This is a genomic window from Bifidobacterium sp. WCA-178-WT-4B, from assembly GCF_009696495.1.
Taxonomy (GTDB): domain Bacteria; phylum Actinomycetota; class Actinomycetes; order Actinomycetales; family Bifidobacteriaceae; genus Bifidobacterium; species Bifidobacterium infantis.
Map to the genome: position 1 here is coordinate 1 of NZ_VULV01000014.1, position 26,003 is coordinate 26,003.

Annotated in this window: 17 protein-coding genes and 1 pseudogene; 6 read left to right on the forward strand and 12 right to left on the reverse strand. The window is 59.3% G+C overall.

Features of this window, described 5'->3' with window-relative positions:
• Positions 1 to 129: 129 nt before the first annotated feature.
• Positions 130 to 819, forward strand: a pseudogene (locus FYJ31_RS09580) (ATP-binding protein); the annotation flags it as partial.
• 496 nt (positions 820 to 1,315) lie between these two features.
• On the opposite strand, the gene FYJ31_RS12920 reads toward FYJ31_RS09580, so the two are convergent.
• Positions 1,316 to 1,864 carry a transposase gene (locus tag FYJ31_RS12920; protein ID WP_071477897.1) on the reverse strand — a complete coding sequence of 183 codons (549 nt, stop codon included), beginning with the start codon at positions 1,862 to 1,864 and terminating at the stop codon, positions 1,316 to 1,318.
• On the reverse strand, positions 1,848 to 2,162 hold the full coding sequence (locus tag FYJ31_RS12925; protein ID WP_229774041.1) for a hypothetical protein: 315 nt from the start codon (positions 2,160 to 2,162) through the stop codon (positions 1,848 to 1,850). The genes FYJ31_RS12920 and FYJ31_RS12925 overlap by 17 nt, the downstream gene beginning before the upstream one ends.
• Positions 2,163 to 2,673: 511 nt before the next feature.
• On the opposite strand from FYJ31_RS12925, the gene xylA reads away from it, so the two are divergent.
• On the forward strand, positions 2,674 to 4,023 hold the full coding sequence (xylA, locus tag FYJ31_RS09590; RefSeq protein ID WP_136501113.1) for a xylose isomerase: 1,350 nt from the start codon (positions 2,674 to 2,676) through the stop codon (positions 4,021 to 4,023).
• A 208-nt stretch (positions 4,024 to 4,231) separates the two neighbouring features.
• Here the strand turns inward: xylA and FYJ31_RS09595 are convergent, their stop codons facing one another.
• Positions 4,232 to 5,251, reverse strand: a complete 1,020-nt coding sequence (locus FYJ31_RS09595) for a LacI family DNA-binding transcriptional regulator (RefSeq protein ID WP_154536569.1) — start codon at positions 5,249 to 5,251, stop codon at positions 4,232 to 4,234.
• 353 nt (positions 5,252 to 5,604) lie between these two features.
• Between FYJ31_RS09595 and FYJ31_RS09600 the strand changes: the two genes are divergently transcribed.
• From FYJ31_RS09600 to FYJ31_RS09615, 4 genes are all read left to right on the forward strand, one after another.
• A complete protein-coding gene (locus tag FYJ31_RS09600; RefSeq protein WP_154536570.1) occupies positions 5,605 to 6,894 on the forward strand; it encodes an extracellular solute-binding protein in 1,290 nt (429 codons plus the stop codon).
• 126 nt (positions 6,895 to 7,020) lie between these two features.
• Entirely contained in the window at positions 7,021 to 7,998 is a 978-nt protein-coding gene (locus tag FYJ31_RS09605; protein WP_442778615.1) for a carbohydrate ABC transporter permease, read from the forward strand.
• 8 nt (positions 7,999 to 8,006) lie between these two features.
• Complete coding sequence (locus FYJ31_RS09610; RefSeq protein ID WP_154536572.1) at positions 8,007 to 8,888, forward strand: carbohydrate ABC transporter permease; 882 nt, start codon at positions 8,007 to 8,009, stop codon at positions 8,886 to 8,888.
• Between the two features lie 77 nt (positions 8,889 to 8,965).
• Positions 8,966 to 10,597, forward strand: coding sequence for a glycoside hydrolase family 43 protein (locus tag FYJ31_RS09615; protein WP_071477901.1), 1,632 nt, complete (start codon positions 8,966 to 8,968; stop codon positions 10,595 to 10,597).
• 153 nt (positions 10,598 to 10,750) lie between these two features.
• Here the strand turns inward: FYJ31_RS09615 and FYJ31_RS09620 are convergent, their stop codons facing one another.
• The 9 genes from FYJ31_RS09620 to gltB form a co-directional block, all read right to left on the reverse strand.
• A complete protein-coding gene (locus tag FYJ31_RS09620; RefSeq protein WP_154536573.1) occupies positions 10,751 to 11,986 on the reverse strand; it encodes an ISL3 family transposase in 1,236 nt (411 codons plus the stop codon).
• Positions 11,987 to 12,110: 124 nt separating this feature from the next.
• Positions 12,111 to 12,956 carry a Cof-type HAD-IIB family hydrolase gene (locus FYJ31_RS09625; RefSeq protein ID WP_065472387.1) on the reverse strand — a complete coding sequence of 282 codons (846 nt, stop codon included), beginning with the start codon at positions 12,954 to 12,956 and terminating at the stop codon, positions 12,111 to 12,113.
• Positions 12,957 to 13,053: 97 nt separating this feature from the next.
• Positions 13,054 to 13,902: an ABC transporter ATP-binding protein gene (locus tag FYJ31_RS09630; protein ID WP_154536574.1), complete on the reverse strand. Its 849-nt coding sequence runs from the start codon at positions 13,900 to 13,902 to the stop codon at positions 13,054 to 13,056.
• A 151-nt stretch (positions 13,903 to 14,053) separates the two neighbouring features.
• Complete coding sequence (glgA, locus tag FYJ31_RS09635; RefSeq protein ID WP_154536575.1) at positions 14,054 to 15,304, reverse strand: glycogen synthase; 1,251 nt, start codon at positions 15,302 to 15,304, stop codon at positions 14,054 to 14,056.
• Between the two features lie 128 nt (positions 15,305 to 15,432).
• A complete protein-coding gene (locus tag FYJ31_RS09640; RefSeq protein ID WP_071477515.1) occupies positions 15,433 to 15,897 on the reverse strand; it encodes a hypothetical protein in 465 nt (154 codons plus the stop codon).
• Between the two features lie 107 nt (positions 15,898 to 16,004).
• Positions 16,005 to 17,900 (reverse strand): DUF5696 domain-containing protein, encoded by a 1,896-nt coding sequence (locus tag FYJ31_RS09645; RefSeq protein ID WP_154536576.1) that lies wholly within the window; start codon positions 17,898 to 17,900, stop codon positions 16,005 to 16,007.
• A 159-nt stretch (positions 17,901 to 18,059) separates the two neighbouring features.
• On the reverse strand, positions 18,060 to 19,700 hold the full coding sequence (locus FYJ31_RS09650; protein ID WP_154536577.1) for a peptide ABC transporter substrate-binding protein: 1,641 nt from the start codon (positions 19,698 to 19,700) through the stop codon (positions 18,060 to 18,062).
• A gap of 188 nt (positions 19,701 to 19,888) precedes the next feature.
• The gene (locus FYJ31_RS09655; protein WP_154536578.1) at positions 19,889 to 21,424 is read right to left on the reverse strand and encodes a glutamate synthase subunit beta; all 1,536 of its coding nucleotides are present in this window, start codon (positions 21,422 to 21,424) and stop codon (positions 19,889 to 19,891) included.
• A 1-nt stretch (position 21,425) separates the two neighbouring features.
• Entirely contained in the window at positions 21,426 to 25,997 is a 4,572-nt protein-coding gene (gene gltB, locus FYJ31_RS09660; RefSeq protein WP_326831203.1) for a glutamate synthase large subunit, read from the reverse strand.
• Positions 25,998 to 26,003: the final 6 nt, after the last annotated feature.

Below are 26,003 nucleotides of genomic sequence, written 5' to 3' on the forward strand. Positions count from 1 at the left end.
AGATCGAACGCGGCGCACGCGACCTTCCCGAACTCGAGCAACGGGCCATCCAGTGGATACACTCGACAACCAACCCAAAACAACACACCCAAACGCTTGACAATGTATAGGAGCATCGAAATACAGGTGTCCAAGCCGTTCGACACGGAACCGGCCAACAGGGAACGTTCGAAATGCGAGCGGCTCCTGCGCCGCGCCGAGTTCTCCGTCGCCAAGGGCCTGGACGGCTACGACTTCTCGAACGTGAGGCTCCCGGACGGGTACGCGCTCGACGGTCTGCCGGACCTGGACTTCGTGCCCCGCGCGCAGGACCTGGTGTTCCACGGCAAGACCGGCAGGGGCAAGAACCGCCTCGCGATCGGCCTGGGCATGAGGGCCGTGGAACGGGGCCTGAACGTGCGGTTCCACCAGACCGCGGAGCTCGTGCTCCAGCTCGGCAAGGCCAAACGCGACGGGAACCTCGACGCGATGCCCGGGGACATCGGCAGGGCCGACCCGATCATCTTGGACGAGTTCGGCTACGTGCCGTTCGACATCGACGGGGCGCGCCTGCTCCACCGGATCATCGCGGGCAGCTACGAGAGGCGGAGCATCGCGTCCGCCACGAACATCGGGTCCGGCAAATGGGGCACGGTCTTCGCGGACGACAAGCTCGCGGCCGCGATCATCGACAGGATCGTGCACCATGGACGTCTGCTCGAGTTCACCGGGCAGAGCCACCGCGCCGGCGAGGCGCTCATGTTCGGAAGGACGTCCGCCGGACCCGCGTCCGAACCCAAGGAGAAGACAAAGGAACAGGCCGGAACGCTCCTTGGCTAAAACCGAAAATGTTTCGTGACTAATCACGAAACGCCGACTTGACTAAATACACAAAACACATTCTTCGGACGTCTCAAGCAGGAGTCTTTCCATAAACGCAGCTTCGCGAACGTCCCATGGACTGGTTCATCGGCATGCTCGGCGACTGCATGGTCCGATACCGGGACAAGATGATCAAGACGGAGTCCGGACACGGGCATCATGGATCGTTGACGCGAGCTCGGCCTTGCGACATGATTGGCGGCGATGGAATCAATGATGAGTCCAACAAAACGTCACCATCCCCCTGCCGTACAACAAACATGACGACTTTATTAGAGCCTTCTGCTGTTTTCGTGGGTTAGAGGATGGGTGTTGGCAGGTGGATGGGTAGGCCGCTGCGTCGGAGTTTGATCATGGCGATGAGATTGTCGACGTGGCGGAAGACGTAGGCCATGTGGATGGTGACCTTGATCTTGTCGTTGAATGCCTCGGGCCCGGCGTTGGAGTGGCCGAGTCAGATGGCCCCGAGGATGTCGTCCTCGCGTCCGCGGGTCTTCCCGCATGGTTCGACGATCTCGGGGATGCGGCTGTGTGAGGCCCGGAAGATCCATCGTTCCAGACCGGCCCCGGCTTGTCCGACGGGCCGGCGCGGGAGCGTCCCGGGGAGTTCCTTGGGTTGCCATGACCGGTAGGGCCGGCCCTTGGGATCCGTGTCCCCGAGCGCGGCGAGGGCCGTGTCCGGCCGTTCGGCGAGATCCTCCGGGTTCTTGAGCACGGCGTATCTGACGTCGCGCGTCGCCCCGGTCGCGGTCTTGTCGTTGCCGCACCGGGCCTGGTTCCGCAACCGTTTGCGCACCTGGTCGAGCGCATCGCTCATCCGGGAGACGATGCGGAACGGGTCCAGGAAGCGCCCGGCGTTCGGCGGGTGCTTCCTCACGCCGGCGTCGATCCGTATGGAGGCGCGCCGCTCGTCGGTCGGCTGTCGGAAGAACGGGCCGAGCGCCTCCTTGCCGTATCCGTCGTGCGCCCGGACGACCCGTTCGCGCTTATGGTCGACGGCCACGGTGATGCACGTGTGCCCCCTTCCCGTAGCTGGTCTCGTCCACGCCCATCGCGGTGAGACCATCGAACATGGACGGCATCGAGGATTCCAAGCGGGCGGCGACCCTGCGCGCGATATGGCCGGCCGTCCTGCACGCGATGCGTGGGAATCCGCCCACGGTCTTCTGGTTGGCGGCCGCCACCGGCCACGCATACCCCATCCCGAAATCCCTGGTGAACCGGCTGCCCGGCTCCGCCCACGGCACTCGGGCGACCACCACGCCATGCTCCGCGCACGCCTCGCGCGGCGCCAAGCCCATGAGCTCGACCCCATGGCGGCCGAAGTCCTGGTGGCGCCGTCGCCGTCGCCGCCCCCGTCGTCGCACTCAGGGCACTTGCGCCCGCAGCGAACACCGGGGTGCCGCCTCCGGCACCGCACCCGGACCACCGGCGCGAGAGCGGGACGCAACGGGGAATCGTCCGCCGGCACGTCCTCAACGACCATGCCTTTGACGTTCGGCAATCGTTTGAATGGGCTCTTCGGCCAAGGCGCTTTCTTCGGTTGTGTTTCTTGGTCGAAAAACAAACCTGCAGGAAGCGCCCCTCACACATTGGAATTCAACGGCTCACCGACGAACCACCACCCACGAGAACAACAGAAGAGCCCTTTATCACTGCTCTGATAAACGGCGATTCCCCAACAGAAACACCGTATAATTCACTGAATTGACAAAGTTAGGTAATTCATTTTATTATCTATTATGTCAAGGGTGAAAACCCGTTGGGACAATCAAGCTTGCGAATAGTAAGCCAATAGCAAAGGAGCATTCCATGGGACTTTGGGACATCGACAAGATTCCATACGTCGGCCGTGAAAAGGGACCGCATGAGGGTCTGGCTTTCCATTATTACGATGCTGACAAGATCGTCGCCGGCAAGAAGATGAAGGATTGGCTGCGCTTCGGCGTTGCTTGGTGGCACACCTTCGACCAGCAGCTTGTTGATCCGTTCGGCACCGGCACCGCCCAGCGTCCGTGGTGTGGCAAGTACTCCGATTCGGAGGACGAGGCCTTGGCCAAGGTCGATTACGCTTTCGAGTTCTTCCAGAAGCTTGGCGTCGAATACTTCTGCTTCCACGACCGTGATATCGCTCCGGAAGGAGATACCCTGCGCGAGACCGACAAGAACTTGGACAAGGTCGTCGACAAGATCGAAGAGAACATGAAGTCCACCGGCATCAAGCTGCTGTGGAACACCTCCTCCCTGTTCACAAACCCGCGTTTCGTGTCCGGCGCCTCCACCTCCCCGTTCGCCGACATCTACGCCTATGCGGGCGGCCAGCTGAAGCACTCTTTGGAGATCGCAAAGCGTCTGGGTGCCGAGAACTACGTGTTCTGGGGTGGTCGCGAAGGCTACGAGAACCTGTGGAACACCCAGATGAAGCGAGAACAGGAGCACATGGCCAAGTTCTTCCACATGTGTCATGACTACGCAAAGGAAATCGGTCTGGACGCCCAGTTCCTGATTGAGCCGAAGGCCAAGGAACCGACGATGTTCCAGTACGACTTCGACGCCGCCACCGCCATTAACTTCCTGCGCACCTACGATCTGATGGATGTCTTCAAACTGAATTTGGAAGGCAATCACGCCAACCTAGCCAGCCACACCTACCAGCACGAGATTCGCACCGCCCGCGAGGCCGGCGTGCTCGGATCCTTGGATGCCAACCAGGGCGACAAGCTCATCGGCTGGGATATGGATGAATTCCCGACCGACCTGTACGAGACCTCCACCGTCATGTGGGAAGTCCTCGCTGAAGGCCAGATCGGCCCTCACGGCGGTCTGAACTTCGACGCCAAGCCACGTCGTACCTCCTTCACCGCCGAAGATCTGTTCCGATCCCACATCGCCGGCATGGACTCCTTCGCCGCCGGCCTTCTGGTCGCCGCCAAGATGCACGAGGATAAGGTCATCGAAGACCTGCAGGCCGAGCGCTACAGATCCTTCGATTCCGGCATCGGCGCGACCGTCGAGAATGGCAGTGCCTCCTTAGTTTCCTTGGAGGAGTACGCTCTGGATATTCCCCAGTCCAAGCTTATTGAGGCCACCAAATCTGATCATCTCGAGTCCGTCAAGGCCACGATCAACAACTACATGATCGACGCCTTGGCCGAGGCGTGAGCCGAATCAGGAGTTTCCGTCAGGACTCCTGATTCATCGCTGGATCAAACAGTGGGACCCGACTGGAACAGGGCTGCATGTGGTTTGCCGAGGCGCCGGCGCTTCGGCAAACCACATGCAGCCCTTCCTTCTTCCTAAAGATACCTTCGCATGCAAGCTGTCTGCCGGTTGTCACCGGCAGACAGCTTGCATGTGTTTTTGTGCTGGATCACGCTTTCAACTGCTGCGTGCTGTTGCGTACTACGAGAGAAGTCGGCATGATGATGTGTGGTTGGAGCACGTCACCGGTGGTCAGCGCTTCGACTATCATGCGTACCGATGCGCGTGCCATATCTTGAAGCGGCTGTTTAACGGTGGTTAGCGCGGGACTTAACAACGCGGCGGTCTGTATGTCGTCGAAGCCCACAACGGAAAGGTCTTCGGGGATGCGTAGTCCGAGTTGCCTCGCGGCCTCGTAAACACCCATGGCCTGCCGGTCGCTGCCGGCGAAAATGGCGGTGGGGCGGTTGGGTTGCCTCAACAGCGAGATTGCTTGCGCATAGCCTCCAGCCGTGGTGAAATCACCGTCAGTGATGTACTCGGGGTTGGCCTCAATACCTTCCCCCACAAGAGCTGATGTGTAACCATCTAGGCGAGCTTTGGAGCACATCATTTTTTCTGGTCCTGTGATGATGCCGATGCGCGCGTGACCGAGTGCGAGCAGATGCCGAGTGGCGATTATCCCGCCGGTCCAGTTATCGGCCTGCACCGATAAGGCGCTCGGGTCGGGATTCCCGAACGGATCGAACAAGGTGAATGGGATGCCTCTTGAATGCAGTTTGTTCCGTTCGATGCGTGTGAGGCTGGAGAAAACGAGGATGGCCCCATCCGTCTGCCTGCGTAGCATGTTGTCGGGCCAGGACGAGTCCGGATGTTGATGATCGCCGCTTTCCGTGGTGGTCACACTCAGGTTGTGCAGTTTGGCTTCGCGTATTGTGCCGCGAAGCACTTCAAGGGCCCAAAGACTGTCGAAATCTTGGAATACAATCTCGATGGTTTTTTGATTTTTCCCGGTAGAAGGTTTATGGGGGTATTTGTACCGTTTGAGGGCGGCGTTGATGATTTGTCTGGCCTCCTCGGAAATATCGGTTCTGCCGTTGAGGGCCTTGGACACGGTGGATAACGAATACCCCGTTTCCTTGGCGATGTCCGCTAATCGAATTGATGGCTTCTTTGCTGTGCTGCGCATAGGAATCACCCCTTGTAAGAATCATTATAGACGAAAGACATAACGAAACTTTCGGTAATGAATATTCGAAATTTTCGATAGTTGAACATCTCGGGAAAATGTTGAAAAATCAACGAAGATACTAAGTTCATTGATTTAATAAAAAACTTGACTTCAACTTACCGTGCTCAATATACTGTGAGTCACAGCGAAAGCAAAACGAAGCTTTCGAAAAGAATTAGCAAGTAATTCAATACACATCGAACATGAAATCCGCGACGAAAGACAAGTTGCGCTTTTCAATCCCCTGTGTATGAAAGTGATTGCTTCGTTGTCGTCATGCAAATGATGGTTTGGTTAACAAGGAGACAACAATGAGGTTCAAGACTATTGCGGCGGCCACTCTCGCTATGGCCACCATGTTGGGCATGGGTGCCTGCGGGTCGAATGGCGGCGCCAATAACACCACTTCTGATGGCAAAACGGTCATTACCTTCTGGACCAATGCCACAACAGGAGAAGGCAAGACATATTTCGCCGATATCGTCAAGCAGTTCGAATCGACCCACAAGAACGTGAAGGTAGAAACCCAGGCCATTCAGGATGGGGATTTTGATGGAAAACTGCAGACCGCTTTACAGGACCCGAGCTCCGCGCCTGATGTGTTCTTCCAGCGCGGCGGACAGAAGCTCCGCGATATGGTGGATGCCGGTCAGCTGAAGGACATCACCAAGGGTCTGGATCCGGCGGTGAAGAAAAGCGTCGGCAGCGCGATAGATGCCACCACGGTGGATGGCACGCTTTACGGTATCCCCTATGCGGTGACCCCTGGAGGCATCTGGTATTCCAAGGATTTGTTCGCTAAAGCCGGCATCGAAGGCACTCCTACCACTTGGGACGAGCTCAAGACGGATATCAATAAGCTCAAAGACGCGGGCATCACTCCGATTGCCCTGGGCGCCAAGGATGCGTGGCCGGCAGGCCATTGGTGGTATTGGACCGCACTGCGCGAATGCTCTACTGATGTGTTCAACAAGACCATGAAGAACAAGGATTTCAAGGACAAGTGCTGGATCAAGGCCGGCAAGGATGTGAAGGAACTGTTGGACATGAACGCGTTCAATGATGGTTTCTTGACTACCTCAGCCCAGCAGGGTGCTGGTTCTTCGTCTGGTTTGATCGCTAATCACAAGGCCGCGATGGAAGTCGTGGGTTCTTGGGAACCGGGCATCATCAAGAATCTGACGCCCGACAAGAAGCCGTTGAGCGACCTCGGCTTCTTCACATTCCCGTCCACTGATGGAAAGGGAGACGCCAAGGCCATGATGGGCGGCGCCGATTGCTTCTCCGTCAGCGCCAACGCTCCCGATGAGGCTGTGGAGTTCGTCAACACCATCATGAGCGAAAAGAACCAGAAGGCGTATGTCAAGGCATTTGGCGCCCTTCCCGCCAATAAAAAGGCTCAAGGCGTTGTGAGTGAGAATGCTTTGAAGGAAGCTCTTGACGCATACAATAACACTCCTTCCTATTCGCAATGGCTCGATACCCAGTTCGGTTCCAACGTCGGAAACGCTCTGAACGCCGGCGTGGTGAACATGCTTTCCGGCAAGGGCGGCCCCGAGGACATCGTTAAGGCTGTGACGGACGCTGCGGCCAAGGGGTGACGGATTCCATGCGTTGGGTGCCGAGCCGACGCGATTCGGCGGGTTCGGCACCCTTCCGTGTGATGAAGATATTCGTATGAGGAGGAAGTTGCAATGAATGAATGCAATGGCAAACGTGGACGTGCGATGTCATCGTCCGTGCGTGGAACGCAGAAAAGAAAGCTGATTTCCGACAAATGGCGTTCGGGGTTCGAGATCATGGTTCTCTCCGCTCCGGCGATCATGCTCTTCTTAGGATTCGTGATTTTCCCGGTTTTTATGGCGGCATACTACGGCTTCTACCAGTGGAAGGGATTCGGATCCCCCTCCGTCAACGGCAAGTTCGTCGGCCTCGGGAATTATGTCACTATTCTTAAGGACCCGGCTTTCCAGCAGGCGGTCGGCCATAACTTCTTCATCCTGATCATGTCGCTTGTGGTGCAGATACCTCTGGGTATCCTTTTCGCCCTGCTGATTAACCAAAAGATGAAGGGGCGTGCGCTGATTCGTACGCTTATCTTCGTGCCTTATGTGATTTCCGAAGTCATCGTTGGCACCGGCTGGTCGTTAATCCTGCAGACCCAGGGCGCGCTCAATGACTTGTTGGGAAAGATCGGCATCAAGGGCGTTGACTGGATCTCGAATCCGAAGATAGCGATTTGGACGCTGATTGCCATCATCTCTTGGAAATATATTGGTTTCTATGTGATTCTGATGCTTGCCGGCCTGCAGTCCATTCCTGAAGAATTGTATGAAGCGGTGAAGGTCGATGGCGCAAGCTACTGGCAAATCCAGAGAAACATCACGCTGCCTCTTCTGGGGCCGACGGTCCGCATCTCGTGCTTCATGTCGATCATTGGCTCTCTGCAGCTGTTTGACTTGGTGTACATCATTTGGGGCCAGTACGTTTCAGCGACCGCTGGAACATCGACCATGGCGACATACATGGTTCGGGAAGGACGTCTGTCCAACAATTACGGTTACGGCAATGCCGTCGCTGTGGTGCTGTTCCTGATTTCCTTGGTCATCGCCTTGGTCTATCAGAAATTCGTATTGAGCCATGATCTGGAAGGCGCCTTGACCGATAAACACGAATCCAAGCGCCATCACAACAGGAAGGGATGAGCGAAGAAATGAGTGGTGCAACAATGAGCGCGAAATCTTCTGCGTCGGCAATGAAGATGCACAAGTCATCGAAGAATCCGTGGGGTAATCCCATCGTGTATTTCTTCGCCCTGCTGCTGGTCGATGTCTGTATTGTTCCGGTGCTGTACATCATTATCGGCGGTTTCCGTACGAATTCGCAGATCACCAATGATCCATCCGGTCTCCCGCATCCGTGGATTGTGGAGAATTACCTGCAGGTTCTTCATTCCAGTGCGTTCTGGAATGAGATGGGCAATTCTCTGATCGTCGGCTTATGCGTGATGATCGGAACTGTGATGCTGGGATTGATGGTGAGCTTCGTCATCGCCCGCTATCCGTTCCGTCTCAGTGGCGCGATGTATTCGCTGTTCGCGGCTGGCCTGATGTTCCCGATGACGGTCGCCATCACCCCGTTGTATCTGCTGCTGCGCAATCTTGGCCTGTCCAATTCGCTGCTTGGCTTGATTCTGCCGGAGATCGCTTTCGCCCTGCCACAGACCATCATCATCTTGGTGCCATTCCTGCAGGCCATTCCAAAGGCGCTGGAGGAGGCGTGCGCTTTGGACGGATGCTCCCGTCTCGGATTCTTCTGGCGTATGGTTATCCCGCTGGCCATGCCTGGCGTAGCCACGACCGGTATCCTTACGTTCGTCAACAGCTGGAACAACTACATGCTTCCGTTGTACATGATCAACTCCGAGTCGAAGTACACGGTACCACTTGGCGTCCAGATGTTTAGTTCCCAATACGCGGTCGATACCGCCAAAGTGCTGGCGTTCACATCAATGTCGATGATTCCGGCCCTGATCTGCTTCTCGATTTTCCAAAAGCAAATCGTTGGCGGTCTGACCGGTGCCGTCAAAGGCTGACGAAACATAATAATCCACGCCTAGAAAGTCTTCATCGTCGACTTTCTGGGCTTTCCATCCATGCGAAGAGGCACATCATGAAGATTTCCAACCCGGTGCTCACCGGATTCCACGCCGACCCCTCGATGATTCGCGTTGGCGACACCTACTACATCGCCAATTCCACGTTTGAATGGTTCCCGGGCGTTCGCTTGCACGAATCCAAGGATATGGTCCATTGGAACGTTCTGCCGAGCCCACTGAACCGCGTCAGTCAGCTCAATATGAAAGGCAATCCCTCCTCGGGCGGCATCTGGGCTCCGGATCTGAGCTACGCGGATGGGCGTTTTTGGCTGATATACACCGATACGAAATCGGTCGATGGCGCATTCAGGGATTGCACCAACTATCTGGTCACCGCCGAGGACATCCACGGGCCATGGAGCAAGCCGATTCGCATCAATGGGGTCGGTTTCGACGCCAGCCTGTTCCACGACGATGACGGCCGCAAGTATCTGGTGCAGCAGACATGGGATTTCCGTGAATACCATCATCAGTTCAACGGCATCACCTTGACGGAATTCGATGTCGATACCATGAAGCTCAAGCCTGAAACGGCCCGCATCATTTGGGATGGCACTGCGGTGAAGGTCACCGAAGGTCCTCATCTGTACAAGAAGGACGGCTGGTACTACCTGTTCACAGCGGAAGGCGGCACGGTGTACGAGCACCAGGAGTCCGTGGCACGCTCCCGTACCTTGGACGAGCATTCCTTCGAAGTCATGCCGAACGGTCCATTCATCAGCAACTTCGACACTCCTGAGTCTTATCTGCAGAAGCAGGGCCATGGAGCGCTGGTGGACACCCCGTCCGGCGAGTGGTACTACGCCTCCCTGTGCGGTCGTCCGTGGCGCCATGATACCGAGCCGGCCCACGGCATCCGCGGATGGTGCACGCTCGGACGCGAGACCTCCATCCAGAAAGTCGAATGGAATGAGGACGGCTGGCCGCGCGTGGTCGGCGGTCATGGCGGCCAGCGTTACGTCGACGCCCCGAAAGACGCCATCGAGACCGTGGTTCCGGCGACGCGCGACGAGCACGATGAGTTCGAATCCAACGAACTCGGACCGAATTGGAACACCCTGCGTGTCCCGTTCACCGACGCCATGGGCACGGTGGGCGACGGCAAACTGGTATTGCGCGGACAGGGCTCGCTGTGCAACCTGTTCGAGCTGTCCCTTGTGGCCCGCCGCTGGCAGGCGTTCGACTTCGACGCCGAAACCGAAGTGCGGTTCAATCCGAAGAACTACATGCAGATGGCAGGCCTGACCAACTACTATGACAATCTGTGCTGGTCGTGGGCGTTCGTCACTTGGGATGAGAAACGCCATACAAGGGTCATCGAAGTGGCCCAGAACGATTTCAACCAATACACGTCATCCCTCAAGGACGATGCCATCGTGGTGCCAGACGATACCGAAGCGGTATGGCTGCGCACCAAGGTCCGCACGGAATACTATTCCTACGAATATTCCTTCGACGGGGAACACTTCACTGAGATTCCAGTGAAGCTCGACGCGAAGGTCCTGTCCGACGATTATGTGAACCAGCGCTACGGCGGCTTCTTCACCGGCGCGTTCGTGGGCCTCGCCTGCGTCGATGTGTCCGGCTATGACGCGAAGGCCGAATTCGACTATTTTGATTATCGGGAGCTCTCCGACAACCGGTAGACGATGTTGATGGACGGCGATTCGTTGCATTCGTCGTCCATCAGCCCATTCGGTGGAACTGAATGCAAGCTCAATGGAGGTAGGGGGCTGCGGACGTTTTCTTGGAGACTGGACAAAAGGATTTGGCTATTCGCTGTTTGTGGTGGGTGATGGTCAAGTGGTGGTGACGGCTTTGAGGTCGAGTCTGCCGCAGGTCAGGTAGATCATGGTGGCGGAGTGGTCCATGTCGCGGAAGCCTCTCGCCCGTCGTTTGACGTTCCGGATGACGCCGTCGGCGCCCTCGAGCACGGCGTTGGCGTACGGGTGCCCGAAGTAGACGACGATCCCAGCGAAGTGGCGTCGGACCATGCGGGCGAGGTCCTTCATGGGCTCGAGCCTCGAGCGCATCATCCATGAGCACAGGCGATGCAGGCGCACCCATGCCTCGGACGGGGTGCGGCCGTCCGTGCAGATGTCCTGCGGGACCTCGCGCATCCGGCAGGCGCGGCCGGTCTTCAACCGTTGCCCCGTCAGGTTGCGCTTGGTCTCCACCTGCAGTTCGGCCAGGCTTTCCTCGTTCCTGAGCCACAGGTACTCGGTCCGTTTGGGCAGCGGGTTGGAACGGCCTTCCGTCTTCCCGGCCTTGCCGACGGCCTCGTCGGCGTGCCCGGCCACGTGGAACCTGTCGACGATCCGCCGCGCATGGGGCAGATGCTCACGGATGCCCTTCCGGAAGCCCGGGCTCATGTCGCAGGCGACCAGACGCACATATTCCGGGACCCCGTTGTGGCCCATGAAATCACGCGAGAACCGTTCGACCGTGGCCGGGTCCCGGCCCGGCGTCACGTCGGTCACGTCGTGCTCCACGAGATCGGCGACCACGGTGATGCAATTGCGGCCCCTGCGGCCGGTCCCGTCGATGCCGACGGCCTCCACACCCATGTAGTCCTCCAGCCTCCTCGCCTCGTCGACGTAACGGGCGACGGACCGCCACAAACGGGTGTCGGTCTCGTCCAATTGCCCGGCGAGCGTGCCGGCGGGCAGGTGGCGGGCCGTCTCCACGGCCCACGCCTCGAACAGGAGCGTGAACCCGCCGCCGGGCCCGGCCCACGGGGCGGGCACCGTCCTCACCCCGTGCTCGGGGCACGTGACGCGGGGCATGGCGGCGTGGATGAACGCCTTGCACCGGAAGAAGTCCAGGTGCCGCCACACACGCGCCCGCCCGTCATGCACCGGGCAGGCGTCTTCCCGGCAGCCTGTCTCGGGACAAGGGAAGCGGGCGCCGGGCTCGAAGACGATCATGATGCGCAGCTCCTGCCGGCCGCCGTCGGCGTCACGGAAGTCCACGGACCCCACCTTCCAAGGTGACTGCAACCGAAGCGCGGCGGTGAACAGGTGAGAGGTATCCATGCCTCCAACCCACCCGACCGGCATCACCCCGCACCCAAACCACCCACCACAAACAGCGAAAGGCCCTTATTTATTAGTACTACAGCACGAAAGGATCCTCCGTCTGAGAGCAAACGACATAGCCTCACACCAGTCCCAACGTTTTGAAGGCGTTGGCCAGGCCGTCCTCGTGAATGTCGGTGGTGGTGAAGTCGCAGAAGGCTTGGATGCCATGAATGGCGTTGCCCATGGCTACGGATGTGCCGGCGGCTTTGAGCATGGCGGTGTCGTTGTCGGAGTCGCCGATGGTGATGGTGTCGGCAATGGCATAGCCCAGCAAAGAAGCCACGTCGCGCACAGCGGTACCTTTGTCGATGCCGTTGATGAGCAGTTCGCCGTTATTCGGCGAGATCTTGTCGTATGAGCCGTGCACGAGTTCGAACCAGGGGGCAAGATCATGCTGGGTGTCCTCGAAGGAAACATCCGGCTCGGGCCCGGTGAAATACGATCCCTTGCTCACATGAATCGTATGTCCCAACGTGGAGCCGGCCGGAACCTCGACCTCGTCCAGCAGATGCCAGAACCGCGCAAACTCACCACGATTCCACGTCTTGCCCTTGGACTCCAGATGGCGGCGATAACCTTCGGAAATGTACATGCCGTCCGCACCCTGCCATTGGTAGCTTTCGATATGATGCTCGGCGAAATACGCCATCGCCGCATCAATTGCCTCGGGCGATATGAGGTGCTGGAACAGCAGCTTATCGCCAATATTCGCCTGCGCGCCGGCTACGGAAACTACACCGTCGAATCCAAGATCCAGAATGCTGCGTTCGATTTTTGGCATGGAGCGACCGGTGCAGATGAAGAGCTTGTGGCCGTTGGCCTGGGCTTGTTTGCAAGCGATTTTGGCAGATTCGGGTACGACGTGGTTTTCGTCGGCTAGGGTGCCGTCGATATCGATGAATACGAGTTTGCTATTGGTTGTCATGGTTACCTTCGTAACTGGTTGGACCTCCCCCAGTCAGCTTACGCTGACAGCCCCTCCAGAGAGGGCGAAGAAAATCCCGCCTAAAAACCTACAAGCATCACACGGCGTAGGCGGCCCAGCGGCCGTGGGTGTGCTGGACTTCGATGGGCATACCGAACAATTTCGACAAGCGTTCGTCGGTCAGGCCATTCTCCAACGAACCAGTGTAGACGATGGTGCCAGCACCGGGATTACCCATTGAATCCACGCCCGCTTCGGTGGCGTCCTCGGCAGGAATCGGCTTGCGTCCCATGATAGCGATGTGGTCGAAACCAGCCGGAATCTCCTCCAAGCGGTGGGTGACCAGCACCACGGCACGCTCGGAGCTTTCCTCGCCGATTCGGCTCAGCGTGCGCATCACATGCTCACGACCACCCAAGTCGAGGCCAGTAGTCGGCTCATCCATGATGAGCAGCTCAGGATCGCCCATAAGCGCACGGGCGATCAATACGCGGGTGCGTTCGCCTTCGGACAGTCGCCACATCTCCTTGCCTTCCAGATAGGAGACGCGAAAATCGCGCAGCAGCTGGCGGGCGCGGGCGTATTCCTCTTGCGTGTAGGTGTCGCGCCAGCGCCCGGTCACGGCGGACAGGCCGGTGACCACGGCGTCCAGCGGGTCCTCGAACTCGGGGAACTGCCGGCCCAGGTCGGCCGAGGCGAAACCGATGCGGGTGCGCAGTTTGAATACGTCGTATTTGCCGAGTTGATGGCCGAGGATGAATACGCGGCCTTCCGAGGGGAACGTGCGGGTGGCCAGCATGTCGACCGCGGTGGATTTGCCGATGCCGTTCGGACCGAACAGCACCCAACGCTCCCCCGCGTTGATGGTGAGGTTCACGTCGGTGATGATGACACGACGGTTGCGCCGGAATTCGACGTTGTCGAGTTGGAGGACGGTGTTTGTCATGAGTGAAATACTACCTATGATTCGCGGTCTGACGACTCCCCTCAGTCACCTGCGGTGACAGCTCCCCTCAGAGAGGAGAGCCAAGAAACCGGTACCTGAGGGGAGCTGGCCGGCGCAGCCGGACTGAGGGGAGCACTCGTTGCAGCGCTACTTACTTCTTCTGCTCGTCGAGGACGGACTGGTAGACCTCCACGGTCTTGTCGCCGATGGACTCCCAGCTGAACACGTCACGGGCGCGCTCGTAGCCGGCCTGGCCCATCTTCTTGGCGAGTTCGGGGTCGGCCATGATCCTGTCGATGGCGGCAGCCATGTCGTGCACGAACTTGTCCGGATCGGTGGGGGTGCCGGTGCCGTCGTGCAGCTGATCGATCGGGACCAGATAGCCGGTTTCGCCGTCGACCACGACTTCCGGAATACCGCCAGTGGCGGATGCGACGACCGGCAGACCACAGGCCATGGCCTCAAGGTTCACGATGCCCAGCGGCTCGTAGATGCTCGGGCAGATGAAGGCGTCGCAGCCGTGCTCCAGCGCGTTGAGCTCGGGCTTCGGGAGCATTTCTTCGATCCACACGATATTGCCGCGCTCTTCGTCCAGCTTGGCGAACGCGTTCTTGACTTCCTCGGCGATTTCCGGGGTGTCGGGCGCACCGGCGCACAGCACCACCTGGATGTCCTTGGAAATCAGGTGCAGGGCCTTGAGCAGGTACGGCAAACCCTTCTGACGGGTGATGCGGCCCACGAACAGCAGGGTGGGCTTCGAACGGTCGATGTTGTAACGATCGAACACCTTCCAGCCCGGGTCGTCAGGGGCCGGGGTGGCGAAGTCGGCCATGGTGATGCCGTTGTACACCACGACGACCTTGTCCGGGTCGAGGTTCGGGTAGGCGGTCAGAATATCCTTGCGCATACCGCCGGACACGGCGATCACACGGTCGGCGTGCTCGTAGGCTTCCTTTTCGCCCCAGGAGCTCAGGTTGTAGCCGCCGCCGAGCTGTTCGCGCTTCCATGGGCGGAACGGTTCCAGGGAGTGGGCGGTGATGACCAGCGGCGTACCGTGCAGCATCTTGGCCAGGTAGCCGGCCAGGCAGGCGTACCATGTGTGTGCGTGGATGATATCGGCGTCAACGTCGTTGGCAATCTGCAGATCCACGCCGAAAGTCTTCAATGCGGGGTTGGCGTCAGCCAGCTCAGAAGGCGTGTCATAGCCGACGACCTTCAAGCTGCCCTTAGCATCGGCAGCATTCGGGATAGCAGGAATGTCCGCCTCGGTGCGCTTGCCGTCAAACGCACGCACGGTCACGTCAATGCGCTCGGCCAAAACCTTGGACAGTTCCTCGGCGTGTACGCCCGCGCCACCATACACGTGCGGCGGGTATTCGCGGGTTAGAATATCAACTTTCATCGGACTGCCTCTCCTTCGTGCGTCAGAAAGAAACTCAAGCACTATCTACTCTAGGGCACTGTATACAAGAAAACGCACAACTTCCGTCGTGCGTTTTGCTTTTCAAGCCAGATTTACCAGGCAAAAGATCAGACGGCCGTGCCGTTCTGATCCAAATTCGGATTGTGCTTGGAATCGCCAGCGGTGAAGAACAGGCTCAGCACACCCACAATGAACACCGCGGAAACGGTGATGATCAGCCACATCGGATGGCTTGGCAGCCACATAACCACGAAGAACGCGATAATCGCGATGGCGATCAGCGTCCAGCTGCCCACACGGAACCACTGACGCAGCGAATGCGGTGCCTTGAACATCTTCGGATTCGTGTAGTTCGGGTTAGTGGTCAGCAGGGTTTCGGTGTCCGCAATCGTACCGCCGCTGGGCTTCCATTCGGTGCCGTCGGTGCCGTCAATCATACGCTCCGACTTCTGCTGCAGCTGGTATTCGTCAATCATTCCCGAGCGACCGCGGCCTTGGGTCTGGTCATACTGCGACGGCACTCCCCTGCGGCCTGCTTTGGCTTGGGCACGGCGTTCTGCACGATTCGGCATTCCACTACTCCTGTTTCGACGGTGACACTGTTGGCTATATTACTCGCTTATCGGCGGCAATTTGCCACCAGTCCATCGGAACCCACTGTGTGTCATTGTATTTTCAGTCAGTGATGCGGGCAGTCGGTGATGCGATAGGTTTGCGTATGGAAGTCGCAAGTGACCGCAGTGCCGTCCGCGAATACCGAACGCTGCACCAGCGGATCATCATCCACGAACTCGTGACGAACCAGTTCCTGCATGCCGATCCGCTCATGGAATGCAGCGACCGTATGGCAGCGTTCGATGTCGTTTTCCGTGCGAGCGCGCTGTTCGTCGTCCATGTCGCCGTCAACGCCGATGTATGCGGCATCGCGAATCAGGTATGGAGCTCCGCCGTTGAGTAGGGCGTACAGCATGTAATCGTCGCCGTTCGCCACACGCTCCATCATCCATGGTTCGATAATGCAATCATGGTAGACGAGGTTATACAGCGGCACCGGCACACCTTGGCGCGGCTCGTTGGGTGAGCGCATCTGGAAGTCGTATGGCGCGTAATGGCAGAATATCAGGCTTGGCACTGCCCAGTCCGATACCTCTTCGGACGAGGAGAGGATGCCGTGCGAGAGCAGATATTCGAAGCATTCGGCGCGGCGGTCAAAGCATTCGCGGCGGGTCATGCGGTGTTCGGGGTTCGAGCATTCGTCACCTTCGTTGCAGGTGAAAACATCCAAGTATGCACAGTCGAGCTTGATGCCGTGTGCGGCGATTTCGGCGAAATTGCGGCGCACGTAGTCCGGTGCGAGCTCGGCGCACAGGTAGGTCTGGTGGCCGCCCGCCCAACGTGCGTGTTCGGGCATCGTACCGTCTGCCAGCCGAATCGCATTGTTGGCATCAAAGGTTTGCGCGGTGAAGTAGTAATCGCGGTACTGGTCATGCGTGCCGAAAATATCGCCTTGCTCATGGCAGGCGTCGACCAGCGACTTCATGCCTTCCCAGCCGCCTGCCTCCTGACAAGCCGGCAGATAGTCGGGGTGTGCGTTGTCGTATCCGGGCTGTGCCCAACCATCCAAGTGCATGTACAGTCGGCCTGCACCCATGCTGTGCAATGTTCGCATTTGCTTTTCGCGCTGCGCAAAGGTGACCAATGAATCGTTTTTCTCGGGGTGATCCTTATCGTAGTAGTACGAGTCGGGCTGTACTTTGGTTTTGATGCCGATGTGCACCCATGAACGACCAATCAGGTCACGCACGGAGGGATTGCGCGCCGCCTTTTCGGCGAGCGTACGCAAGCGACCTCGTTCATTGACGTACGAACGATAGGCCTTGCACACCGCCGTGTGATCGGCGTGGTCGAGGAACTGGTAGCGTACCACGCGGCGATAATTCATTGTGCCGAGGCTTGGCTCAAACCAAGTATTGATATGGGTGTACGGGCCATTGCTGGGATGGTCGATGCCGTAACCGGCATTCCATGGAGTTTCGCAGATGGCGATATACCCGTGTCCGTCTGCGCGGAGCTGCGCGAACCACGGCATGTAACCGCCAGCCGTTTCGAAGCGACCGTCGAAGGCGATGCCTTTGGTGCTCACGGCGGTAGGCCATGTGTTGGGGATCATCACACCTTGTTCATGGGTGATGAGTGTCGTGTCATGGTCGTCGGCGCAATCGAAGTCCATGGCTGCAGGCCACGTCACATTGGTGATGTTCAAGCCTTGCTCATTGAGCGGAATCCATTCGAAGAGTACATCGCCTGAGGCACGCTCCACCCATACATAGGTTTCAAAGGAGTATGCGCTGTGCCCAAAGCCGGTGAAGATGCTGCGAATGCCGGTTCCCGTGCCGGTTTCACGCTGCTCATGGGTGATGGAAGTGGCATCTGCGAACGCGAAGGTGCCTTGCGCGCATTGCAGGGTCGGCTTGAAATCAGCGCAGGTATTCCATTCGGCACCGTCGCGCGTAAAAGCGAACTGCATTGTTCGTTCATCGAATCGCACAGTAGTGCCGGATACGGTGAATTCCATAGTTAATGTGCTCCTGTATGTTCTCGATTGCTCCCGATTACGGGAGCTCGCTCATATAACAAGATTAGGGGTGGTCTGCTGTTTGAGACCACCCCCAGTCGGCTTTGCCGACAGCCCCCGCCAGCAGGGGGCTAGCGCTGTCTGTTTATTACTTACTGCTTACGGCTTCTTGGTCAGTGCGGTGAACACTGGGCCGCCGCCGTAGTCGAATGCGACACCGGAGACTGCGGAGGTGCTGGCTGCGGTGGCATTCTGGTTCCACAACGGGATAGCCGGAAGGTCCTGCAGCAGAATCTCCTCACCTTGCTGATAATACTTATCGGCTTCCTCGGTGGACGGAGCGGAAAGAGCCTTGTCCATCATGGCATCGAAATCGGGGTTCTTGTAGTTGCCGCTGTTGCCGCCCTTGCCGTCGGCCGAACTGGAATCGTACAGCTGTACCAGATAGTTGTCCGCGGATGGATAATCAGGGCCCCAACCGCTGCGGTATGCGGAGGTCATCTTGCCTGAATCCACATTGGACAGGAATTCGTCGGAAGTGGACATCGGGATGCTCTTGGCATCGATATCCAGCGTGTTCTTGATGTAGTTGCAGATTGCCTCAACCCAGTTCTTCGCAGTGCCATCAGCATTGTACGCAATGCCGAACTCACCGCTCCACGGGGAGATGGCGTTGGCCTTGGCCCACAGTTCCTTGGCCTTGGACGGGTTGTACTTCAGTACTTCATTTCCCTTGAGTTCCTTGGAGTAGGCGCTGATTGGGGCCGCAAGGAAGTCGACGGCGGGCGTGGCGGTGCCGTGGAAGATCTTCTCGGCGATGGTCTTGCGGTCGATGGACATGGAAATGGCCTGACGACGCAGGTTGCCTTCCTCGTTCTGGCCGAAATGTTCCAGCCATTCAGGAATGGTGAAGGTGAGCGTATTGCCACCGGGCTCGTTGTATGCCTTCAGCGACTTGTCGGATTGGAAGGAGGTAAGTGCGGTGTCAGGAATCGTGCTCGTGAAGTCCAGGTTGCCACCGCGTAGGTCGGCGTATGCCGAATCAGGCGAGGTGTAGATCTTGAAGTTCAGGCCATCGTTCTTGGCGACACGATTGCCCTTGTAGTCAGGGTTCTTCACCATTTCGATGCTGTGGTTGTGCTGCCAGGACACGAACTTGTATGGGCCGTTGCTCACTGGGTGCTGACCGAACTTCTTCGGGTCCTTGAACGCGGATTCGGGCAACGGCATGTAGGCGTGGCTGCCGGCCTTGACCGGGAATGCCGAGTCGGGCTGGCTGAGCTTGACATCGATGGTGTTGTCGTCAACGACGGTCAGGCCGCTCAGCGTGGCCTTGGGGTCCACGTCCGGCTTTTGCAGATCATCATAGCCTTCGATTGTGCTGAAGAAGCTGGCGCTGGCCTGCTTGTTGGCACTGTTGGCGGTGTAATTCCAAGCGTCTACGAAGGAGTGCGCGGTCACCGGAGTGCCATCGGTGAACTTCCATCCGCTCTTGAGCTTGATGACGTAATGCGTGGCGTTGTCGCTGGAGGTGATGCTGTCTGCTACCTCGTTGTGGATGCCGCCCCGCGCATCATAGGTCACCAGACCGGCGAACAGCTGGTCTACAACCTTGCCGCCACCGGCCTCAGTGGTGTTGCCGGGGAGTAGTGGGTGTGCCGGCTCACTGCCGTACACGGAAATGATGTTGGAATCTGAAGCATTACTGGAATTGGAGATACCGGTCGATCCGCAGCCGCTGAGCAGCATGACGATTGCCGCACCGGCCGCGACCAGTGAAGTGACATGACGTGTGTTCATGAATCTCTCCCAAATATTTTGGCGTCGTCTTTTTGGCGACGAAAGGCACCATAGGAGCTTCATGTTAACCGTGTATGCAATATTCTCGAAATATAAACATTACTGAAGACTCAAGGCAGTAATTAATCCCAGAAACGCAAAAATCCCCTCACGAAGAAGGGATTTTCATGTTTCTGTTTGGAAAGTATTCAGCGAGGCAGCATCATCGGACGCTGGCTGGCCTTAATCGGGGCCGGCAGCTCGCTCTTTTCCTTGGAGAGGTACTCGTCCACGGCTACGGCGCAGGAGCGGCCTTCGGCGATGGCCCAGACCACGAGGCTCTGACCACGGCCGGCATCGCCGCACACGAACACGCCGTCCTGGGAGGTGGCGAACTTGTCGTTGCGGGCGATGTTACCACGCTTGTCAAGTTCGACGGGCAGCTGGTCGAGGATGGTCTCGGTGTCCGGGTGCAGGAAGCCCACGGAGATGAGGACCAGATCGGCCGGCAGCACGCGCTCGGTGCCGGGCTGGCGGGTGAAGGGGCCGTTCTCGCCGGGGGCCACAGAGACGACCTTCAGGCCGGTGACGTGACCGTGTTCATCGGCCACGAAGCCTTCGGCGGTGGTCGAGTTGTCGATGGTGACCTTGGCCTTCTCCTCTTCGGTGCCTTCGAAGTTCACCGAGTCGGTCGAGTAGATGTACTCGCCACCCTCTTCCATGGAGGAAGTCTTCTGGTAGGTGCGGGCGAAGGTCGGCCACGGGCTGTTGTCTGGGCGTGAAAACGGCTCTTTCGGCATGATCTGCAGCACGGTGACATCCTTCGCACCCTGACGGATGGAGGTACCAAGGCAGTCGGAACCGGTGTCGCCACCGCCGATGACCACCACGTGCTTGTCCTTGGCGGTGATGTCGTGCACCGGCTTGACGCCGAAGATACGGCGCGTGGCGTCGGGCAGGAAGTCGAGGGCGAAGTGGATGCCGTCCAGCTCGCGGCCTGGAATCTTCATATCGCGCGGCACGCGGGAGCCGATGGCCACCACGACGGCGTCGTAACGGTCACGCAGGTCATCCCACGTGATGTCCTTGCCAATTTCCACGTTGGTGCGGAAGCGGGTGCCTTCGGCCTCCATCTGCTTGACACGGCGGTCGAGCAGACCCTTCTCAAGCTTGAAGTTCGGGATGCCGTAACGCATCAGACCACCGATGGCGTCGTCCTTCTCGTAGACGACGACAGTGTGGCCAGCGCGGGTGAGCTGCTGTGCGGCGGCGAGGCCGGCAGGGCCGGAGCCGACGATGGCGACCGTCTGGTCGGTCAGACGCTGCGGCGGCAGCGGCTTGACGTAGTCCAAATCCCATGCCTGATCGATGATGGTCTGCTCGTCAAGCTTGATCATGGTCGGCGGCTGGTGGATGCCGAGCACGCAGGCCTGCTCGCACAGGGCCGGGCAGATGCGGCCGGTGACTTCGGGGAAGTTGTTGGTCATGGACAGGCGGTTGTAGGCGTCTTCCCACTTGCCCTGACGGACCAAGTCGTTCCACTCGGGAATCAGGTTACCCAGCGGGCATCCGGTCATGCAGAACGGGGTGCCACAATCCATGCAGCGGGCCGCCTGCGTTTGGGTCCACGGTTGCAAGCCGGTTTCGGCGTGAACGTCGAACCAGTCCTTGATACGCTCCTCAACGGGGCGTTCAGCCAACTCTCGGCGGGTACGGACCTTCAGGAATCCTCTCGGGTCGCCCATGTCAGCGCGCTCCTTCCATAACCTGCTCGTACACCTTTTCCCAGGCGCCGGGCGCATTGAAATCTACATTGTTGGCCTTGGCTTCTTCCATGGCCTTCGTCATGGCCACGAACTGCTTCGGCACCACGTGAGTGAACCGCTTGACGGTTTCGTTCCAGTCCTCCAGCAGGGCCGCGGCGAACTGGGAACCGGTCTCTTCGGCATGCTGCTTGACCAGTGCGTACACCAGCTTGGAGGTTTCGGCATCAAGCGACTTGAAGAGCAGTGCACCGGACTTGATGGCACCCGGGTTGACCTTCTTCATATCGAGGTCAAGCACATAAGTGTTACCACCGGAGAAGCCTGCACCGAAATTGCGTCCGGTGGGGCCGAGCACCACAACAGTGCCACCGGTCATGTACTCGCAGCCGTGGTCGCCCACGCCTTCGACGACGAACGTGGCACCGCCGTTACGAACGCCGAAACGTTCGCCGGCGCGACCGGCCACGAACATCTGGCCGGACGTGGCGCCGAAACCGGTGACATTGCCGGCGATGACGTTGCTGTGCTTGTCGAAGGTGACGTTGTCTTCCGGGCGCACGATCATGCGACCGCCGGACAGGCCCTTGCCGGCGTAGTCGTTGACTTCGCCGTAGATGCGCATGGTCTCGCCGCGCGGGATGAACGCGCCGATGGACTGGCCTCCGGAACCGTGCAGGGTCATGTCGATGGTGTCGTCCGGCAGACCTTCCTCGCCGTAACGGCGGGTGATCTCGTAGCCGACCATGGTGCCGACCGTACGGTTGACGTTGCGAATCGGCATTTCGATGCGCACGGGTTCCTTGTGTTCGAGGGCCGGCTGGGCAAGTTCGATGAGATTGTTGTCCAGCGCCTTCTCCAGCTCGTGGTTCTGCTCGGTGGTCTGGTGCAGAATCGTGCCGGGTACCGGGCCGGCCTGCTTGAGGACGTTGGACAGGTCGATGCCGCCGGACTTCCAGCGCTTGATGGCCTCGTTCTGGTCCAGGCACTCAACGTGGCCGATGGCCTCCTCAAGAGTCCTGAAGCCGAGCTGGGCGAGGATCTCGCGCACCTCCTCAGCGATGAACATGAAGAAGTTGACCACATACTCGGGCTTGCCGTTGAAACGTGCGCGCAGCTCAGGATCCTGGGTGGCAATGCCCTGCGGGCAGGTGTTCTTCTGGCAGGCGCGCATCATGACGCAGCCTTCCACGATCAGGGCTGCGGTAGCGAAGCCGAATTCCTCGGCACCAAGCAGGGCGGCGATGACCACGTCACGACCGGTCTTAAGCTCGCCGTCGCACTGGACGACGATGCGGGAGCGCAGGCCGTTCAGGATCAGCGTCTGCTGGGTTTCGGACAGGCCGATCTCCCACGGGGTACCGGCGTGCTTGATGGCGTTGAGCGGGGCTGCACCCGTACCGCCGTCATAGCCGGAGATAAGCACCACGTCGGCATGGCACTTGGCCACACCCGCGGCGATGGTGCCGACGCCGAACTCGGAAACGAGCTTGACGTGGATACGTGCCTTCGGGTTGGCCATCTTCGCATCGTTGATCAGCTGCTTCAGATCCTCGATGGAGTAGATGTCGTGGTGAGGCGGCGGGGAGATAAGCTCCACGCCCGGGGTGGCGTGACGGACCTTGGCGATCCACGGCGGGACCTTGGCTCCGGGCAGGTGTCCACCCTCACCAGGCTTGGCGCCCTGGGCGAGCTTGATCTGCAAATCGGTGGCGTGCACGAGGTAATCGGAGGTCACGCCGAAGCGGGCGGACGCAATCTGCTTGATGCGGCTGTAGCGCTGCGGATCATTGATACGGTCGTCGGATTCGCCGCCCTCACCGGAGTTGGAGCGTGCGCCAATCGAATTCATGGCGATGGCAAGCGTCTCGTGCGCTTCCTGCGAGATGGAACCGTAGCTCATGGCACCGGTGGAGAAGCGCTTGACGATCTCAGAGGCCGGCTCGACTTCGGAGATGTCGATCGGCTTGCGGTTGGTGTTGAACTTCATCAGGCCACGCAGGGTCATGAGACGGTTCGATGTGTCGTTGATGTGGTGCGAATACTTCTTGAACATCTGGTAGTCGCCACGGTGGGTCGACTGCTGAAGCAGGAAGATGGCCTCGGGATCGTTGAGGTGATCCTCGCCGGTACGACGCCACTTGTAGTCGCCGCCCGTACGCAGGTTGCGGTGCGGGGATGCGCTCCACTGGTTCGGGTAGGCCACGCGGTGACGGATGGCCACTTCCTCGGCGATCTCGTCAAGGCCAACGCCGCCCACACGGGAGGTGGTGCCGGTGAAGTATTCGTCGATGACTTCCTGGCTCAGGCCCACAGCCTCGAACAGCTGCGCGCCACGGTAGCTCATGATGGTGGAGACGCCCATCTTGGACATGATCTTGAGCACGCCGGTGGAAAGCGCCTTGGTGAGGTTCTTCACGGCGGTGTCCGCGTCGACCTTGAGGTAGCCGTTACGGGCCAGATCCTCAACGGATTCAAAGGCCAGATACGGGTTCACGCAGGCGGCACCGTAAGCGATCAGCAGCGCGACATGGTGAATCTCGCGCACATCGCCGGCCTCGACGGCCATGGAAATCTGCGTACGGGTGTGGTGACGCAGCAGGTGATGCTGCACGGCGGAAGTCAGCAGCAGGGACGGAATCGGGCCCCAGGTGTGGTTGGATTCACGGTCGGAGAGCACGATGAAGTTCTTGCCGTTGTCGATGGCCTCATCGATTTCGGCAAAGATCTCGGCAAGTCGATCTTCGAGGGCCTTGCCGCCGCCGGCGACCTGGTAGAGGCCCTTGACCACGTACGGGCGATAGTAGCCGCCGAGGATGCGGGCCTTGTCGAGGCGCTTGAGCTGGGCCATCTCATCAGAGTTGACCACGGGCAGCGGGATGAGGATCTTCTTGGCGTGCAGCTCGGAATCGGACAGCAGGTTCGGCTCAGGGCCGATGGCGGATTCAAGCGAGGTGACGATCTCCTCACGCTCCCAATCCAGCGGCGGGTTGGTGACCTGCGCGAACTTCTGGGTGAAGTAGTCGAACAGCATGCGGCTGCGGCTGGAAAGCGCAGGCATAGGCGCATCGTTACCCATGGAACCGAGCGGTTCCTTGCCGGTGTTGGCCATCGGAGTGAGCAGGAGCTTCAGATCCTCTTCGGTGTAGCCGAAGGCACGCTGACGGCGCTGGACGGATTGTCCGGAGTGGCTCACGTGCTCGCGGCGGGGCAGGTCGCTCATTTCGACCGAGTTGCCTTCCACCCACTTGCGGTACGGGTGCTGGGAGGCGAGGGTCTTCTTGACCTCTTCATCGGGAATGATGCGGCCTTCGGCGGTGTCGACCAGGAACATCTTGCCGGGCTCAAGACGGCCCTTGGACACGATGTGCTCCTGCTCGATTTCCGGAAGCACGCCGGCCTCGGAGGCCAGAACGATGTAGCCGTCGTCGGTGAGCTGCCAGCGGCCGGGGCGGAAGCCGTTGCGGTCGAGCAGGGCGCCGACCTGGGTGCCGTCGGTGAAGACGATGTGGGCAGGGCCATCCCACGGCTCGATAAGCGTGTTGTTGTACTCGTAGAAGGCGCGCACGTCCGGGTCGAGGTCGGGGTTCTTCTCCCATGCCGGTGGCAGCATCATGCAGATGGCGTGCGGCAGGGAGCGGCCGGCGAGGTGCAGCAGTTCGAGGCACTCGTCGAAGGTGCCGGAATCGGAGTAGCCCGGGGTGGTGATCGGCAGCAGCGGCTCGAATTCGCCGAGCAGTTCGCTGCTCAGGCGGCCTTCACGGGCGGAGAGCCAGTTGCGGTTGCCCTGGATGGTGTTGATCTCGCCGTTGTGGGCCAGCAGACGGAACGGCTGGGCCAGCGGCCAGCTCGGGAAGGAGTTGGTGGAGAAGCGGGAGTGGACGATGGCGATGGTGGCCTTCATGCGCTCGTCGTTCAGATCCTCGAAGAAGTGAGTGAGCTGCATGGTGGTGAGCATGCCCTTGTACGTGATGGTACGGGCGGACAAGGAGGCGAAGTAGACGCCTATCTCATGCTCGACGCGCTTGCGGATGCGGAAGGTCTTGCGATCCAAGTCCACGCCGGCCAGAGCACCGTTCGGAGAGGCGACCACGAGAGTCTTGAACCCCGGCATGGCGGCAAGGGCCTGCAGGCCGAGTCCATCGGGGTTGGTGGGCACCACGCGCCAGGCGAGAACTTCGAGTCCCTCCTCGCGCACGATTTTGGCGATGGCCTGTTCCTGCTGACCGGAGGTTTCGATATCGCGGTCGAGGAAGGCGATGCCTGCGGCATAGTGGCCGGCTTCGGGCAGTTCGGCGGGCACGGTGGCACGCATGAACTCGTCCGGCATGCTCATCAGGATGCCGGCGCCGTCGCCCGTGTTCTCCTCGGCACCCACGGCACCGCGGTGGTCGAGATTGACCAGCACCTCGATGGCGTCAGTGACGATTTTGCGTTCAGGACGCTTGTTCAAAGTGGTGACCATACCCACACCACAGGCGTCATGCTCGTTGGCGGGATCATACATACCGTCCGGAGCGTGGACCGTGAGATCGAGCGGGGCTTTGAATGTCACCGGAAT

Excerpts from the sequence above, each read along its gene's own strand:
- FYJ31_RS09645 (WP_154536576.1), bottom strand. The coding sequence starts at position 17,900 with ATGGAATTCACCGTATCCGGCACTACTGTGCGATTCGATGAACGAACA.
- glgA (WP_154536575.1), bottom strand. The coding sequence starts at position 15,304 with ATGAAAGTTGATATTCTAACCCGCGAATACCCGCCGCACGTGTATGGT.
- FYJ31_RS09650 (WP_154536577.1), bottom strand. The coding sequence starts at position 19,700 with ATGAACACACGTCATGTCACTTCACTGGTCGCGGCCGGTGCGGCAATC.
- xylA (WP_136501113.1), top strand. The coding sequence starts at position 2,674 with ATGGGACTTTGGGACATCGACAAGATTCCATACGTCGGCCGTGAAAAG.
- FYJ31_RS09655 (WP_154536578.1), bottom strand. The coding sequence starts at position 21,424 with ATGGGCGACCCGAGAGGATTCCTGAAGGTCCGTACCCGCCGAGAGTTG.
- FYJ31_RS09610 (WP_154536572.1), top strand. The coding sequence starts at position 8,007 with ATGAGTGGTGCAACAATGAGCGCGAAATCTTCTGCGTCGGCAATGAAG.
- FYJ31_RS09630 (WP_154536574.1), bottom strand. The coding sequence starts at position 13,902 with ATGACAAACACCGTCCTCCAACTCGACAACGTCGAATTCCGGCGCAAC.
- FYJ31_RS09615 (WP_071477901.1), top strand. The coding sequence starts at position 8,966 with ATGAAGATTTCCAACCCGGTGCTCACCGGATTCCACGCCGACCCCTCG.
- FYJ31_RS09605 (WP_442778615.1), top strand. The coding sequence starts at position 7,021 with ATGTCATCGTCCGTGCGTGGAACGCAGAAAAGAAAGCTGATTTCCGAC.
- FYJ31_RS12925 (WP_229774041.1), bottom strand. The coding sequence starts at position 2,162 with ATGGGCTTGGCGCCGCGCGAGGCGTGCGCGGAGCATGGCGTGGTGGTC.
- FYJ31_RS09640 (WP_071477515.1), bottom strand. The coding sequence starts at position 15,897 with ATGCCGAATCGTGCAGAACGCCGTGCCCAAGCCAAAGCAGGCCGCAGG.
- FYJ31_RS09600 (WP_154536570.1), top strand. The coding sequence starts at position 5,605 with ATGAGGTTCAAGACTATTGCGGCGGCCACTCTCGCTATGGCCACCATG.
- FYJ31_RS09595 (WP_154536569.1), bottom strand. The coding sequence starts at position 5,251 with ATGCGCAGCACAGCAAAGAAGCCATCAATTCGATTAGCGGACATCGCC.
- FYJ31_RS09620 (WP_154536573.1), bottom strand. The coding sequence starts at position 11,986 with ATGGATACCTCTCACCTGTTCACCGCCGCGCTTCGGTTGCAGTCACCT.
- FYJ31_RS09625 (WP_065472387.1), bottom strand. The coding sequence starts at position 12,956 with ATGACAACCAATAGCAAACTCGTATTCATCGATATCGACGGCACCCTA.